The sequence below is a fragment of the Asaia bogorensis genome, assembly GCF_900465345.1.
Classification (GTDB): Bacteria; Pseudomonadota; Alphaproteobacteria; order Acetobacterales; family Acetobacteraceae; genus Asaia; species Asaia bogorensis_A.
Window position 1 is genome coordinate 244053 of the sequence record NZ_UEGO01000012.1, and the last position, 15536, is coordinate 259588.

At 56.1% G+C, this 15536-nt stretch carries 7 protein-coding genes and 2 tRNA genes; 7 read left to right on the forward strand and 2 right to left on the reverse strand.

Annotated elements, in window-relative coordinates; all coding sequences use genetic code 11:
* Nucleotides 1–29: 29 nt before the first annotated feature.
* The 4 genes from gatC (at nucleotide 30) to ED655_RS06815 (ending at nucleotide 3430) form a co-directional block, all read left to right on the forward strand.
* Nucleotides 30–317, forward strand: coding sequence for an Asp-tRNA(Asn)/Glu-tRNA(Gln) amidotransferase subunit GatC (gatC, locus tag ED655_RS06800; protein WP_023977422.1), 288 nt, complete (start codon nucleotides 30–32; stop codon nucleotides 315–317).
* Nucleotides 317–1795, forward strand: coding sequence for an Asp-tRNA(Asn)/Glu-tRNA(Gln) amidotransferase subunit GatA (gene gatA / locus ED655_RS06805; protein WP_122049496.1), 1479 nt, complete (start codon nucleotides 317–319; stop codon nucleotides 1793–1795). The genes gatC and gatA overlap by 1 nt, the downstream gene beginning before the upstream one ends.
* The gene (gene gatB / locus ED655_RS06810; protein ID WP_122049497.1) at nucleotides 1792–3249 is read left to right on the forward strand and encodes an Asp-tRNA(Asn)/Glu-tRNA(Gln) amidotransferase subunit GatB; all 1458 of its coding nucleotides are present in this window, start codon (nucleotides 1792–1794) and stop codon (nucleotides 3247–3249) included. The genes gatA and gatB overlap by 4 nt, the downstream gene beginning before the upstream one ends.
* Before the next feature lie 88 nt (nucleotides 3250–3337).
* A tRNA-Ser gene (locus ED655_RS06815) sits at nucleotides 3338–3430 on the forward strand.
* 1006 nt (nucleotides 3431–4436) lie between these two features.
* On the opposite strand, the gene ED655_RS06820 is transcribed toward ED655_RS06815, so the two are convergent.
* Complete coding sequence (locus ED655_RS06820; protein WP_122049498.1) at nucleotides 4437–5672, reverse strand: rhamnan synthesis F family protein; 1236 nt, start codon at nucleotides 5670–5672, stop codon at nucleotides 4437–4439.
* A gap of 75 nt (nucleotides 5673–5747) precedes the next feature.
* On the opposite strand from ED655_RS06820, the gene ED655_RS06825 reads away from it, so the two are divergent.
* A complete protein-coding gene (locus tag ED655_RS06825; protein ID WP_122049499.1) occupies nucleotides 5748–9773 on the forward strand; it encodes a class I SAM-dependent methyltransferase in 4026 nt (1341 codons plus the stop codon).
* 1045 nt (nucleotides 9774–10818) lie between these two features.
* Here ED655_RS06825 and ED655_RS06830 read toward each other — a convergent pair.
* Nucleotides 10819–10892: transfer RNA gene (locus ED655_RS06830), tRNA-Cys, on the reverse strand.
* Between the two features lie 204 nt (nucleotides 10893–11096).
* On the opposite strand from ED655_RS06830, the gene ED655_RS06835 reads away from it, so the two are divergent.
* Together ED655_RS06835 and ED655_RS06840 are read left to right on the forward strand one after the other, a co-directional pair.
* On the forward strand, nucleotides 11097–12551 hold the full coding sequence (locus ED655_RS06835; protein WP_408735659.1) for a TolC family outer membrane protein: 1455 nt from the start codon (nucleotides 11097–11099) through the stop codon (nucleotides 12549–12551).
* Between the two features lie 253 nt (nucleotides 12552–12804).
* Nucleotides 12805–15492 carry a valine--tRNA ligase gene (locus tag ED655_RS06840; RefSeq protein ID WP_122049501.1) on the forward strand — a complete coding sequence of 896 codons (2688 nt, stop codon included), beginning with the start codon at nucleotides 12805–12807 and terminating at the stop codon, nucleotides 15490–15492.
* Nucleotides 15493–15536 lie beyond the last annotated feature (44 nt).

Consider the following 15536-nt stretch of genomic DNA (forward strand, 5'->3'; position numbering starts at 1 on the left):
CCGCTCACTTTCAGGAAAGTCGATCCTTTATGTCGTTGGAAACGCGCACAGTCAGGCGCATAGCAAAACTGGCCAGAATTGGCCTGAGTGACCAGGAATGTGAAGCCATGCGCCAGGAGCTGAGTGGCATCCTGGGCTGGGTCGAGCAACTGAACGAAGTCGACATTACCGATGTGCCCCCAATGATCGGCACCGGTCTGGCCATGCCGCGCCTGCGTGAAGACGCTGTGACCGATGGCGACAAGCGCGACGCTGTGCTGTCCAACGCGCCCGACTCTGTTGGTCCCTATTTCACTGTTCCCAAGGTTGTTGAGTGATGCATGATCTGACCCTCGCCTCTGCGCGAAAGGCCCTCAGGGAGCGTCGCCTGTCTGCCGTCGAACTGACCGATCATTTCCTGAACGCGATCGACAAGCTTGACGGTGAAGTCAACAGCTTTGTTACCGTGACAGCAGATCAGGCCCGCGCGTCGGCCCGTGCGGCTGATGCCTTGCTGGCCACGGGCAATGCGCCCTCGCTTTGCGGCCTGCCGCTGGGTATCAAGGACCTGTTCTGCACCAATGGTGTGCGCACAACGGCTTCAAGCAATATCCTGCGCAATTTCGTGCCACCCTATGAAAGCACGGTCACGTCAAACCTGCTGGCCGACGGGGCGATCTTCGTTGGCAAGACCAATCTCGACGAGTTCGCGATGGGGTCGACCAACATGACGTCGGCTTTCGGTCCGGTGGTTAATCCGTGGCGCCGCGAGGGCTCTGATGACAAGCTGGTTCCCGGTGGGTCTTCCGGCGGGTCTGCTGCTGCCGTTGCCGCTGGCCTTGTGCTCGGCACGACGGGCACGGATACGGGTGGCTCCATTCGTCAGCCCGCAGCCTATTGCGGTATTACGGGCATCAAGCCGACCTATGGCCGCTGCTCGCGCTTTGGCACGATTGCCTTTGCCAGCTCGCTCGATCAGGCCGGGCCGATGGCGCGCACGATGGAAGATTGCGCCATCATGCTGGAATCCATGGCCGGGTTCGATGCGAAAGACAGCACCTCCGTCGATCGCGCGGTGCCGCGTTATGAGGATGCGCTCGAGCGTGGGGTGAAGGGTCTCAGGGTTGGTATTCCGCGCGAGTATCGCCCGGATACGCTGCCAGCGGACATTCAGGCCCTGTGGGATCAGGGTATCGCCTGGCTGCGTGACGCCGGCGCCGAGATTGTCGATGTCTCGCTTCCTCACACGAAATACGGCCTGCCGACCTATTATATCGTGGCGCTGGCCGAAGCGTCCTCGAACCTGGCACGCTATGATGGCGTCCGTTTCGGCGAGCGCGTTGACGCTGGTACACTCGATGAACTTTACGAAGCCACGCGTCATGCTGGCTTTGGTGAGGAGGTTCGCCGTCGTATCCTGATGGGCACCTATGTGCTCTCCTCGGGCTATTACGACGCGTATTACCTGCGTGCGCAGAAGGTGCGTACGCTCATCCAGCGTGACTTCCTCAACGCGTTCGAGAACGTTGATGTGCTGTTGACACCAACCGCGCCTTCGGCAGCCTTTGCCCATTCTGAACGTCCGACCGATCCGGTGCAGATTTATCTGAACGATATCTTCACCGTCCCAGCCAGCATGGCAGGCGTGCCTGCGCTGTCTCTGCCAGCCGGGCTGGACCATGACGGTCTGCCGCTCGGCTTGCAGTTGATTGGCCGCTATTTCGAGGAAGAGACATTGTTCGCCGCCGGACGTGTCATGGAAAAGGCAGCGGGCTTCACGCACAGGCCTGCTTTGCATGCGGGAGCAATCGCATGAGCGGCTATATCATTGAAGGCACAACAGGCCCCTGGGAGATCGTGGTCGGGCTCGAAGTCCATGCTCAGGTCATCAGCCACGCGAAACTGTTCTCTGGTGCCTCGGCCGAATATGGCGGAGAGCCCAACACCCAAGTCAGCCTGATCGACGCAGGCTTTCCCGGCATGCTGCCGGTCATCAATCAGGAATGTGTGGCTCAGGCCGTACGGACAGGGTTGGGGCTGAATGCACAGATTCATCTGATGAGCCGGTTTGATCGCAAGAACTATTTCTATGCCGATCTGCCGCAGGGTTATCAGATCAGCCAGTTCGCTCATCCGATCGTGGGTGAGGGGAAGGTCGAGATCGAACTTGCCGATGGCTCTGTGCGCCATATCGGTGTCACGCGCCTGCATCTCGAGCAGGACGCTGGCAAGTCGATGCACGATCAGGACCCTACGCGCTCTTTCATCGACCTGAACCGTGCCGGCGTGGCGCTCATGGAAATTGTGAGCGAGCCCGATATCCGTTCGCCGGAAGAGGCAGGGGCGTATCTGCGCAAGCTGCGCCAGATCCTGCGTTATCTCGGCACCTGTGATGGCAACATGGAAGAAGGCTCAATGCGTGCCGATGTGAACGTCTCGGTACGCAAGGCGGGCGAGGAATATCGCACGCGTTGCGAGATCAAGAACGTGAACTCGATCCGCTATGTCATGCAGGCGATTGAAGTCGAGGCAGCACGACAGGTCGAGATCTGGGAAGCCAGTGGCACAGTCGATCAGGAAACACGACTGTTTGATCACGTGCGTAGTGAGACGCGCTCGCTTCGTTCAAAGGAAGACGCGCATGATTATCGCTACTTCCCCGATCCGGATCTTCTGCCGCTTCTTATCGAGCGCGACTGGGTTGAAAGCCTGCGCGCCGCTCTTCCGGAACTGCCCGAGGCCAAGCGCGAGCGCCTGGAAAGAACCTACGGTATTTCACGCTATGAATCGGGCGTCCTGACGGTAGAGCAGGGGATTGCCGATTTTTACGAGACCGTGGCCAAGGGCAGTGACCCGCGCCTGGCGGTCACCTGGATGCTGGGTGATTTCTTCGCAGCACTAAACCGGACGGGTGCGACGATCGAAACAAGCCCGGTCAAGGCTGAGGGACTCATGGAGCTGCTGGCGCTGATCACGGATTCGACGATCAACGGCAAGATCGCGAAGGAAGTGCTTGAGGACATGTTCGAGACCGGTGATTCGGCTTCGGTCATCGTCGAGCGCAAGGGGCTGCGTCAGGTTACCGACACCGGGGCTATCGAAGCCGAGATTCGCGGCATCCTTCAGACCCATGCCGACAAGCTCGCAGAGTACAAGAGCGGCAAGGACAAGCTGTTCGGATTCTTTGTCGGGCAGACCATGAAAGCCATGAAGGGCAAGGCCAATCCGGCCATGGTGAACGAGCTGCTGGTCAAGCTGCTCGCAGAGTAAAAAATCTGCCAAAGGGGGGTTTGACGCGACGCGCAAATCCCCCTAGAAGCAGTTCTGCAAACGCCGTGAAAACTGCGTCCCTCTAGGCGGAGGGGTGGCCGAGAGGCTGAAGGCGGCGGTTTGCTAAACCGTTGTACGGTGTCAAGCCGTACCGTGGGTTCGAATCCCATCCCCTCCGCCATTTTTCCAAAATACAACGAAACTTTACCCGTGTGGTGAGGCGGTTCTTGGTAAGGCTATCTCCGCTCAACTTGGTCTTCTTCCTGTATAGCTGGTGCATCCTTCCGACCCGACAAAATCAACGAAATTCGCGTCTCTTGTGCAGGGTCTATTGCGGACGCATTCGATAACATGATGGAGATGGGTGTCGACCTTCGATGGGTCATATTGCCCGGGTTGCAGTCCAGATCATACGGCACCGGGATCTCTCGGCTCACTCCGGAATGCTTGCCAATTGCCCGCTTTTATCTCTCTCTCGCAAGATAGATTTGTCCTGGACGACGGCTTTGCCGCGGCTTTTGCCTGATATGAAAAGGCGTCTGGCTCATGGCTGAAAATGACGATCGCCGACCGAGCCATATAGCCGCTCAGATAAGAGTGACTCGCGCAGCGAAAGGCTTTTGACGATGCTCATGGAGGCGCAATGCCCGTAATGGCGTAGTAAGTGCGTCGAAACCCGGATTTCATCGCGGAAGCCCATTTTTTTTCTGGAGGCTGAGCTAGAGCCATGCCTTGAAACAAATCCCCGCCATCGCGCTAGGACGTCTTGGCGGCCCTGCGTTGCCCTACGCCTGGACTTATCCCCGGTAGGATCGGCTGCTCGTTAGAGAGACGTTGCGCCGCATCAATCGCGTACGGGAGATCTTTAGTGTGCTTGGCGGGCACTGATCGCAACCTGTATCGGAAGATCCGGCTCCAGGATAATGATGCGCCTCAGATCGTTCATAACGACGACGCTGTACGACACGGCGTCACACATCTGGTGCAGTTTCCATCTCGCGATGTTTGGTTTTATTTTTCTGAGCTCGAAATCGGATTGCTGCCCAGAGTAGAGGCCTCTTTTCTGAGCAGAATCTGATGTCTTCCTGATGATAATGGTCGCGACTTGTCCTCAGACATCTGACGGCATCCTGAGATGCCTTCTTTTCGCGTTATTACGTGCGACATTTCGGTAATCTATTGACTTATCAACTGGCGCGGTTGACTTGCGGCCTTATGAGGTTGGAGAGTCGAGAGATATTACCGGCCATGAGAGGCGTCGTCAGAAGCGCTTTTTTGAGGAATGGGAATCCGGCTTCAAGTAGAACATCCCATAGCTCGATAGTGGGGTTGGTAACTTGTCGCCTCTTGAAGATCTCACGCCGCCACTCCGAACCAGACCCGTTATCTCCACGGTCAAGGAGGGTCTCGTACTCCCATGCGGCACCAATCGTGACACCACTCCGGGTCATCCATCTGGAGAATCCCATTTCCTGGCCATTCACGACAAACCAGCGGTCTGAAGCGGGTCGGTACGCCTTCCAGAAGCCATCCCAGGCCGGGCTGGAAACAAGGTCTTTACGGCAATAGATGAAGAATGACTGCAGGTGCCAGTCATGGAGGAGACTATCGACCGCACCTGTGATCTGGAACGGACCGCTGCGAGCCTGTTGGAAGAGTGGGGTCAGGTCATTCATGGTGCCGATCACGCTATCGTTAGCGAGAAGGATTGAGTGATCTGTGAAGCCCGTATCCTTCAGCAATTGGACGCCAATGGCGTATAGTCCCCAATCATAAGCCCTATTATCGCAATATACTATCTGCCACACATAGTCCCTAAGTCGCCCGATGGCCTCGGAAGATAGATTATGGCTATTCGTCATGAAGATAGTACGCACATCTTGATCTTTTAATGCGCGAAGATAGTCATACACATAGTCCTGTACATTATCCTGCGCATCGTAGTGAACGAATAGACAGATATCCTCGTTTTCAGCAGGGGGGGACGACAATATGGAGCGGTTGAGAATAACCTCCCTGCTTGTCTGGCGATTCATTTCGACCCGGGCGAAACGTGCCTCCGCTCCAAGGCCTGAGAAGAGTTCGGAGCGCCAGGATTTGTCCGCAGGTACGCGCCAACCGAGAGTCTCATGCCACTGTCTCATGGAGAAGAGCGGATTGGGATCGTACGGTCTGTCACGACGTTGGCGGCAGAAATGCTCGAGACAACTCATTCCCTGGGGAATTTCGCCTCCATAGGATTTTCGATAAAATTCAACGTCCAGTAGCGCATTGGGACCAACTCGATCCTGCGCCTGCATACATTCCTTAAGCGATAGTTCAGGTTTTCCTGTGGCCTGTCTGATCCAGGTGAGGTCGAGAAGGGGGTGAGGGCTGACCTGATCGGCTGTCAGCGCAACGTCTTGCATAACTTCGACTCTCATACGAAAACTTCCCGCCAAAATATGGGACTTTTGAATTCACTAATGTTACGATAGATTACCATGGTCATCTGCTAAATGGAAACAGATCCTTTGTACCGTGATTCTCTAGGAAAGCTCCCTGTTGCGGCTTTTTGGGTGCCGAAGCATATATGTATTTCCGCCTGGCTTGAGCATGCGCCATTTGCATTTAGCATCGTTCAGATGCTCCAGCCTCGAACTTTGGTCGAACTCGGAACGCATCATGGATTTTCATATCTGGCGTTCTGCCAGGCTGTGCAGAATTGCGGTCTAAGCACACGGTGCTACGCGGTAGATACGTGGGAGGGTGACGATCAGGCTGGATTCTACAGTAATGATGTATACGAATCTCTCAGAATAACCAATGAAGAGAACTACAGAGGGTTTTCCACGCTTATCAGAAGCAGGTTTGACCAGGCTCTGCCATTCTTTGAGGATGGTGAGGTAGATCTTCTCCATATTGACGGTCACCATACCTACGAGGACGTTCTCGCAGACTATACGCAATGGCTCCCGAAACTTTCAGGCAGGGGTGTTGTCTTATTTCACGACACCAACGTGCGGCGCGATGATTTTGGTGTCTGGAAACTGTGGAAGGAGCTTTCCCCGCAATACCCGTCCATCGAATTTCCGCATGGTAACGGGCTTGGCGTACTTTGTGTCGGTCCTAATGCGCCCGAGCCTGTCATCAGGTTTCTCAGTGGGGAGGTAGAGAGCGTACAGAGCCTTCAATTGGCTTATGCTGCTCTGGGGGGCGCGATTACGGTCCGTTTCCTGAAGGAAGCCATGCAGACAGAGGCAGCCACAAAAGCTGCTGAAGTCGGTCATTTGCACGGTAAGTTGGCAGAACTCCAACTCTCAAAGGATGCTAATGACCAAGTAAAAGCTGTTCTTCAGAATAATTTTGAGAAATTGCAAGGGGAGTTTGCGGCGCAAGGCGAGGCACTCGAAAAGCTGAATGGGGAGTATTCCAGGATATGCAGTGCTTATAGAGTCCAACAGGGCGAAATAAGCCGTATAGAGGCAGAGAGAGCGTCGGAGCAGGCTTCGAGGATCGAGGCTTCCAACAAACAAGCAGCAGAGATCGAGCGCTTGACTTCTGCATTGCGGCACTCGAACGTTCGTGCTGATTCCGCGGTAGCTCTCCTCGAAGATGCGCGTTCAGAGACCGAGGAACTACGGGCACAACTGGCGCTCAGAGCCGAATTGCCAAACCAGAAGATCCCGCCGGCTAACACTCAGGCAGACCTTCTGTCGGAAGAAAAACTTGCCTCCCTGCACGCAAATATTGCTGCTTTGCAGAGTGCCTTGTCGAACACTGAAGCGCGGCTCCGTAGCGAAATGACTGCGCATTATAATCTGGGGCTGCTGTACCATCATGCGACCTCAAAAATCCAGGCGCTCGAGGGGAGCACGTTCTGGCGTGTAACTGCGCCACTAAGGGGGATGGTAAGCAAGATCCCAGCGTCTAGCAGGAGGCATTTCAGACGGTCGGCCAAAGCCATGTGGTGGCTCATGACACCACATCGTATTCCCCAGCGCATACAGTTTATCCGTGCACGCAGGGCCGCAATCAGCGAGAGCGAAAATCTGTCTCCCTTACCGGTTGTCATTTCCCCGGCTGCCCCGACAGCACTCCCGCCTTCCATTCCAGCGCCTGCAAACATCGAAAAATGCTCTGCCCCAGACGCAGTGTTTCAGGGCTGGTTCGATCCCGATTACTATTCCTCGCAATTGCCATGGCTGGCTGATAGCGGGATAGATCCATTTGAGCACTACGCCAGTCAAGGATGGCGTGAAGGATATGACCCGCATCCTCTCTTCAGCACGGATTGGGTTGTTCAGAACAACCCGTGGCTCGTCGAAAGCGGTGCCAGCCCACTGGAAGTTTTCGCATCCGGGGATGTTGGCTCACCGATCATTGATAGCAACGTTCCCCGTAACTGGTATCGCTCGTCGGTGACATTCGGTGATGTGCCGACGATGATGCCGACTTTGTACACACCGCCAGGGCGAGCGCATTTTCCGTCGACAAGCGAGCATCAGTTTTACGCGCTACTGGAAAAATCCGATGTGCTGTCTTTCGATATTTTCGATACTGCGCTTCTGCGGCGCGTGACGCATCCGACTTCTGTTTTCGACATTCTGGAAGATCGGGCCAGACAGCTAGATATCCGACTATCGCATCTGGCCGATATCCGCTTCTGGGCCGAGCGCGTAGCGCGGAGAAAATCGGATGAGGCAGGCACCACAACCGAAATCAGCCTGTCATCAATCTATGATGAGATCCAGGCTGACCTTCAACTCGAAGATGAACTTCGCCTCAAACTCTACGAGATGGAACTTGCGATAGAGCGTGAGGTCCTTGTCGCTAATCCTCACGTGTTGCGCTGGTATCGCTATGCTCGTTCGATCGGCAAGAAAGTTGTTTTCGTCAGCGATATGTATCTGCCGAGTGAATTTCTTGCCTCGGTTCTGGCTGATTCTGGCTTCGAGGACCCTGAGGTTTACGTTTCGAATGAGTTCAAGGCGGGCAAGTGGGATTGCAGGCTTTTCGGAATCGTCGCACAAGACCTCAAGACAAACCCGGAACGCATATTGCATGTCGGTGACAATGCTCACTCTGACAAGCGTAATGCGGATCAGGCAGGTTGGCGTGGACTTCAGTTTCTAGAAGGCGCCAACGACCAGCCTTACGCGGTGCAGCTTTCCGCCTCTGCCGGACTGGATATCTCTAATGTAGCGGTCTCCGTGGGATGTGGGCTTGCTCATGCTCACCGCCTCAAGGTCGAGGCAAAGGAGATTTCGTTCAATGAGCGTTTCGCAAGGCATCTCGGTTACGAGGTAATAGGGCCGACAATGCTGGCCTTTGCCGGGTGGGTGGCTTCCAGAGCGCAGGCTGATAATCTTGATCGTGTCCTCTTTCTGGCGCGCGACGGTTTTCTGGTTGATGAGATATATCGGAAGCTGAGAGACACGAAGTCGTTCCTGCCCGAATCCCGGTATGTGGCGGCGTCGCGACGAATGCTCTACAATCGCATGTTTTCAGATGCGGAATCGTTGATTGATGTTGCTTCACGCAGCATCGGCTTCTCAAAGAGCACGACGATCACTGAGTATTTCGACATATTCCTGCTCTCAGCTGATGAAATCGCCGAGGCAGCATCCAGAGCGGGCATCACCCATCTGGATCGCCCGCTCCTATGGCAGTTCTCACCGACGGGCGATTTCCATGAAGCGAGACGATTGCTCAATGATGTGATTCGCGAGCTTGCCCCGATGATCCTCAGCAAGTCTCAAGAGGCGGCTCGATTGAAATCGCAGTATTACGAGGATGCTGGAGCGCTCGCATATAAGAGACGCGTGGGCGTTGTGGATCTGGGTTGGTCCGGTACGATCGTCGAGCCTTTGCACAAAATCATTACCGAGATATCACCTGGCGCAGAAGTACTCTCATATTTCTTCGGCCTTACCCCCAAGGCCAACGAGATCATTCCTGCCAATATCTCGCATCGCGCTTATTCTTTTGAAGATAAATGGCCGCGTTGTGCGGCGCCTAACGGCATTCCTTCGGCCAAGCAGCCGCATGTTATCTATGGGGCTTCACTGTCCCTCATGGAGATATTGCTCAGTGAGAACTGCCCATCGGCGATCAGGCTGCAACGCGACTCTCACGATCAGACACCCCAGGTTGTGCGTGGAACCGACGCCTACGATGCAGATCAGCGTCATTTTCTCAACCTGGCTCATTCGTCTGCACTCGAATTTGCGCAGGATGCCATTCCATTACTGCCAGATGATCTACAAAGCTGGAACTTCGCACCGTTACTGGCACAGGTTTGGAACCGTATTCTGTCGAGCCCCAGCCAGGAAGAGGCAAGGCTTTTGGCCGGTTTCCCGCACCGCATGGATGCAAGCGGCCATGGCGCGACAGAACTTCTGGTGTCCCAGCCTGATCACGGTGGGGAATCGCTCATAGATCAGTATTGGACTTCGATGTGGCCTGCCGGTTGGCTGGCTCTCCTCGATCCTCTGACCCGCGCCAAGGTTTTGTCAGAGACTTCGGATGAGGAGATGGTCTGAGCGTTGTTACGCGCCGAGAGGTAAATGCCGTTCACAGGGCTTCATCTTCATGGAGATGAAGCCCTGTGAAATCCAGAATCTCCAGTCTAGTGACGATGGAGAGATGAAAGACAATTATCAAATTTGTACGGCTGCCCGCTCGGGTAAGTCACGAACTGAGTCATTTTTGTCCGAAAGTTTTGTTTCGAGTGTTCGGGTCGATTGGCACAGACCTGTTCCCTAGGGTGTCATTCCGGCTTTTTGAGTGCCTTTCCCCCGGCTCGGACAAAAGACTGTATCAAGAGCCTTGTCGATGCGGTTGAGGGAGCTTGGAAAGGAAGAGGCGGCTTGGTCCTCTCGGACTGAGATAGGCAGGTACTGCTTGAGCTGATGGCAACGATGCTCGGATCCGCGATGCGGTTGTTGCCCGAGTGACGCCGTCAGTCTTCAGTCTGTTTCATGCTGTCATTGTGGCCTCTGCTTAGTGAGCGAACCTGAAGGATATCGCGGATCGGAAAATCCTGGCAGAGAGTGCGGCTGTCATGGCTCTGATCAGTCCGTATGGCTCCGTGATCAGGGGCGGGCATCAGTGACGAGGCGTATGAGGCTCAGCCATCCGGCTTTTCACTTCTTGCCCAAGGGAAAAGCCCAGATAGCACCGTTGATTATCAGATCAGGCGGAATTTTCTTCGCAAGGCCCATGCACGATCGATCCAAATCCTCCCGATGATCCCATTTTTGCACCGATGGACTGCAAGTGGACATGAAGGACATGTCTTGTTGTCTCAAGCTGCCAGTCAACACTCAACCCACAACCTATCAGGATCTGGAACAGGACATCTGAAAGGCCTGGCGCAGACCAACGTCAAATGCTCGAGGGATTTCCGGGGTAGGCTGCGCACGACATCAGGGTGTCACGATTAATGCTCATCACTGCACCTGCAATATGTAACAATACAGTCGAGCATTAAGCAACGAGATGCCGGGATACGAGGCACTTCAAGCAGGATCAGAGAGAACTACCAAGTTGCTCGAAGAGCGCCATATTGTCAGGTTTTGTGAAATATGGAGGTCCGGGCGGGAATCGAACCCACGTACGCGGATTTGCAGTCCGCTGCATCACCATTCTGCCACCGGACCGGCTGGTGTGTGGGCTATATCTCTCTTGGAGACGCGCTGGTCAAGGGGGTAAGGCACCACATCGAGAAATAAGAAGAAATTTCCGAATGGTTCGAGTTATGGCATAGGAGCGGTCAAGAGCACCTCAACACCAGCGTATGAATATGTCAGCATGTCGTTGCAGCGTTGCCGTCAATCGAAAGGGCATCCATGAAAACGGATCAAATAAAAGCCTATACTTCGCTCAGCGTCGGTCTGATTGCATTCCTGAACAGCACGACGGCGCTGGGACAGACTTATGACGGCAAAGGCTCTCCCGAATTCATTCCCCATACGTTGCAAGAAGCACTGGCAACGGCGTATCTGACCAATCCGACCCTGCGCCAGGAGCGGGCCAGATTGCGTGCCACTGACGAGCAGGTTCCTTCGGCGCTCGCTGGCTGGCGCCCTCAGATACGTGGTCAGGCCGGCCTGACCTATTACAGAGGGGCCAATATGTACGGCGCTCAGGGGCCGGAGCCTGGCTCCAATTTCGGAACCCCTGCCTATAGCCGCACCTATTCCACCCCGGGCTACCAAGGCGGCGTCACTATCACCGAAAACCTTTATACGGGTGGCAAGACGACTGCGCAGACGCATCAGGCAGTCAACACTGTCATGGCCGAGCGTGCTCAGTTGATCGAGACCGAGCAGCAGGTATTCAACGATGTCGTGAATGTTTATCTCGGGGTGATCCGGAGCGAGCAGTTGCTTCAGATCAACATCAATAACGAACATGTTCTTGAGGAGCAGCTCAAGGCAACCCAGGATCGTTTCCAGCAGGGTGAAATCACGCGTACTGATGTGGCGCAGGCTCAGGCTGCGTTGGCTACGGCCAAGGCGACCCGCCAGCAAAGCGAAGGAACCCTGCGTGCCGCCCAGGCAACCTATCAACAGATCGTCGGTGTTCCTCCGGCCCCAAATCTTGTTGCGCCTCAGCCACTCGCTCTCCCTGTAAAAGCGGAGAAGGATGTAGTCGCGGAAGCGACGTGCAATAATCCGCAAATCATCAACGCGCTTTTCGTCGAGGCGCAGCAAAAGGATAATTTTTCGGTTCAGCTAGCCCAGATCCTGCCCAAAATTTCCGCTACCCTTGGCTACTCCTATGTCAAGAACCAGGGTTACGGCAAAATGGTCACTGACAATAAATATGGCATGATCAATTTTGATGTGCCGATTTATCAGGGCGGGTCGGAGTATGCAGCAGTGCGTCAGGCCAGACAGCAGTATCTTGCTGCGCGTCGGGCCACCGAGATTGCCCGTCGTGCCGCGGCGCAGGATGCATCTTCCAACTGGCAGCAATTTCGCGCCTATAACGATTCCATCACCAGCAACCGGACTGCTATCGCTGCCAACGTCATCGCGCTTGATGGCGTTGAGCGTCAGGCCATCGTTGGCACCAGTTCGACCCTGGAGGTCCTTCAGCAGCAGCAGACACTGCTTCAGGCACAAACGGCGCTTGTGCAGAATCTCGCGGGGCTGGTCCAGTCATCCTACGCCGTGGCCGCGGCCATGGGTCGACTGACCGCAGCCGACCTCAAACTGGATGTGCCGATCTATGATGAGAAAGCCTATTACAAGGCCGTCAAGGATCGCTTGTGGGGGATCAACGATTATGCAGTCAGCCAGCCAGGTCGCTGATCCTGCACTGACCACCTGAATTGGGTGAGGGCATTGGCGCCTTTGCTCGTCGAAGCACTGAGTGCTTGTCGGCGCCGCCGGGCAAGCACGCTCACCTCCGGTCTGTGTTCATCACCGATCCGGTTGGTATGGTTGTCTGCGAAACAGGGGTTTGGCGAGGCGCGGTGTAAACTGTAAAGTGCTGTCATGAACGTTCGATTCATACCCGGCCCGTCAGGAGCCCGGATATGGCAAGACAGGTGACAGGAAGACAATGCTCGAGAAGACCTTTGACCCCGCGGCATGTGAAGCCCGCCTCTATGCCCAGTGGGAGGCATCAGGTCTTTTTGCGGCGCATCCCGAAAAAGGGGGCGACGCTTTTTCGATCATGTTTCCGCCGCCGAATGTCACCGGCACGCTGCATTTCGGCCATGCGCTCGACTTTGTTCTCCAGGACATTCTGATCCGCTGGAAGCGCCTCGAAGGCTGTAATGTCCTCTGGCAGCCGGGTACGGATCACGCTGGCATCGCCACGCAGATGGTTGTGGAGCGCGTGCTGGACAAGGAGGGTGTCAGCCGCAAGGAGATGGGGCGCGAAAAATTCCTTGAACGCGTCTGGGCCTGGAAAGAGCAATCTGGTGGCCAGATCATCAAGCAGTTGCGTACGCTCGGTGCTTCGGCCGACTGGGAGCGCGAGCGCTTCACTATGGATGAGGGCCTGTCACGCGCTGTTCGGGATGTGTTTGTCACCCTGCATCAGCAGGGCCTGATCTTCCGTGCCAAGCGTCTGGTGAACTGGGACCCGGCGTTCCGCTCCGCCATTTCCGATCTCGAGGTCGAGAACAAGGAGACCAAGGGCTCCATGTGGTATCTGCGCTATCCGGTCGAGGGTGGCGGGACCATTGTCGTGGGGACCACACGCCCCGAGACCATGCTTGGCGATACCGCCGTGGCCGTCCATCCTGAAGACGAGCGTTACACCGCACTGATCGGCAAGTTCGTGACGCTGCCGCTCACGGGCCGTCGCATTCCTATCGTGGCCGATACCTACTCCGATCCCGAGAAAGGGAGCGGTGCGGTCAAGATCACGCCCGGACATGACTTTAACGATTTTGAGGTCGGCAAGCGGCATGATCTGCCTATGCCGAGCATCCTGGACGAGGCGGCAGCAATCTGGCTGGATGAAATCGCGTCAGAGCTGCAGGAGATCGAAGGACTTTCCTCTATAGACTTTGTGCGGTCGCTCGAAGGGATGGACCGTCTCGAGGCGCGCAAGCGTATCGTGGAGGAACTGGAACGTCTCGAGCATATCGAGAAAATCGAGCCGCATACGCTTCAGGTGCCCTACGCCGAACGCGGCGGTGCCATTGTTGAGCCGCGCCTGACCGAGCAGTGGTATTGCGACGCGGCAACCCTTGCCCAGCCTGCCATCAAGGCGGTGGAGGAGGGGCGCATCCGCTTCGAGCCCCAGCAATGGGAGAACACCTATTTCGCGTGGATGCGTGACATTCAGCCCTGGTGTATCAGCCGTCAGCTCTGGTGGGGGCATCGTATCCCGGCGTGGTACGGCCCGGAGGGAAGCGTATTTGTGGCGCGTAGCGAGGAAGAAGCCCTTGCTCAGGCACGTGCGCAGTTCGGCGATGATGTCAGCCTGACACGTGACGAGGACGTGCTGGACACCTGGTTCAGCTCGGCGCTCTGGCCTTTCACAACGCTCGGCTGGCCAGACAAGACGGCGGAACTCGCGCGCTATTATCCGACGAGTGTGCTTGTCACCGGATTTGACATCATCTTCTTCTGGGTTGCCCGGATGATGATGATGGGCCTGCACTTCATGGATGACGTGCCATTCAACACGGTCCTGATTCATGGGTTGGTGCGTGACGAGCGCGGCCAGAAGATGTCCAAGAGCAAGGGCAATGGCCTCGATCCGCTCGATCTCGTGGCCGAGTTCGGCGCAGATGCGACACGTATGGCAATCTGCGCCCTGACGGGTCCGGGACGCGATATCAAGTTCGGCCGCAAGCGGGTGGAAGATTATCGCACCTTCATCACCAAGATCTGGAATGCAGCGCGCTTTTGCGAAATGAACGGCGTCAAGCCTGTGAACGGTTTCGACCCGGTTAGCGTGCAGAGCGTGCTCGGGCGCTGGATCCTCGATGAGGCATCGAAGGCCGTTGCGAGTGCCAAGGCAGCGCTGGACGCCTATCGTTTCGACGAGTTCGCCGGCACCTGCTATCGCTTTGTCTGGAACGTGTTCTGCGATTGGTTCCTCGAACTCGCGAAGCCTTCTTTTGCTGCCGAGAACACGCCGGAGCAGGATGAAATCCGTGCGGTCGCCGCTCATGTTCTCGGCGCTATCCTGCAGATGATGCATCCCGTCATCCCGTTCGTGACGGAAGAGCTCTGGCAATCCTTCGGGTTTGGCGGGAGTGTGGCACAGTCCGCCTGGCCGACGCTCGTTCCGCCGCAGGGAGCCGAAATCGCGTCTCATGAGATGGACTGGGTGATCCGTCTGATCAGTGAGATTCGGACACTACGCTCAGAAATGAACATCCCGCCGGCGCAGATGGTGCCTGTGTTGCTGCGTGATGCCACCCCGGAAACGCTGGAACGTGCCGAGCGCTGGGCCACGGTGATCGGGCGCATGGCGCGCGTAATTTCGGTCTCCGCTCTGGCGGGCGAGCCCCCCAAGGCAGCCGCGCTGACGGTGATCGATGAGGCAACACTCGTTCTTCCGCTGGAAGGACTGATCGACATCGGGGCTGAAATCCAGCGTCTGGAAAAGGAAATCGATCGTCTGGCCAAGGAAATCGACAAGGTCGAACGCAAGCTGGGCAATGCCGATTTTGTGGCACGCGCCAAGCCGGAGGTGGTCGAGGAAAACCGTGAGAGATTGAGCAGCTTCAGCCACGACAAAACGCGCCTCGAAGCGGCTCTCTCGCGCCTCTCCGCAGCCTGAGCGATGACGGAACAGCAGGCTGGCATCAGATCTGATGTCAGCCT

What these genes read in the sequence shown, in the direction of transcription:
- gatC (WP_023977422.1), top strand. Translation starts at nt 30, where the DNA reads ATGTCGTTGGAAACGCGCACAGTCAGGCGCATAGCAAAACTGGCCAGA.
- gatB (WP_122049497.1), top strand. Translation starts at nt 1,792, where the DNA reads ATGAGCGGCTATATCATTGAAGGCACAACAGGCCCCTGGGAGATCGTG.
- ED655_RS06840 (WP_122049501.1), top strand. Translation starts at nt 12,805, where the DNA reads ATGCTCGAGAAGACCTTTGACCCCGCGGCATGTGAAGCCCGCCTCTAT.
- ED655_RS06820 (WP_122049498.1), bottom strand. Translation starts at nt 5,672, where the DNA reads ATGAGAGTCGAAGTTATGCAAGACGTTGCGCTGACAGCCGATCAGGTC.
- gatA (WP_122049496.1), top strand. Translation starts at nt 317, where the DNA reads ATGCATGATCTGACCCTCGCCTCTGCGCGAAAGGCCCTCAGGGAGCGT.
- ED655_RS06825 (WP_122049499.1), top strand. Translation starts at nt 5,748, where the DNA reads ATGGAAACAGATCCTTTGTACCGTGATTCTCTAGGAAAGCTCCCTGTT.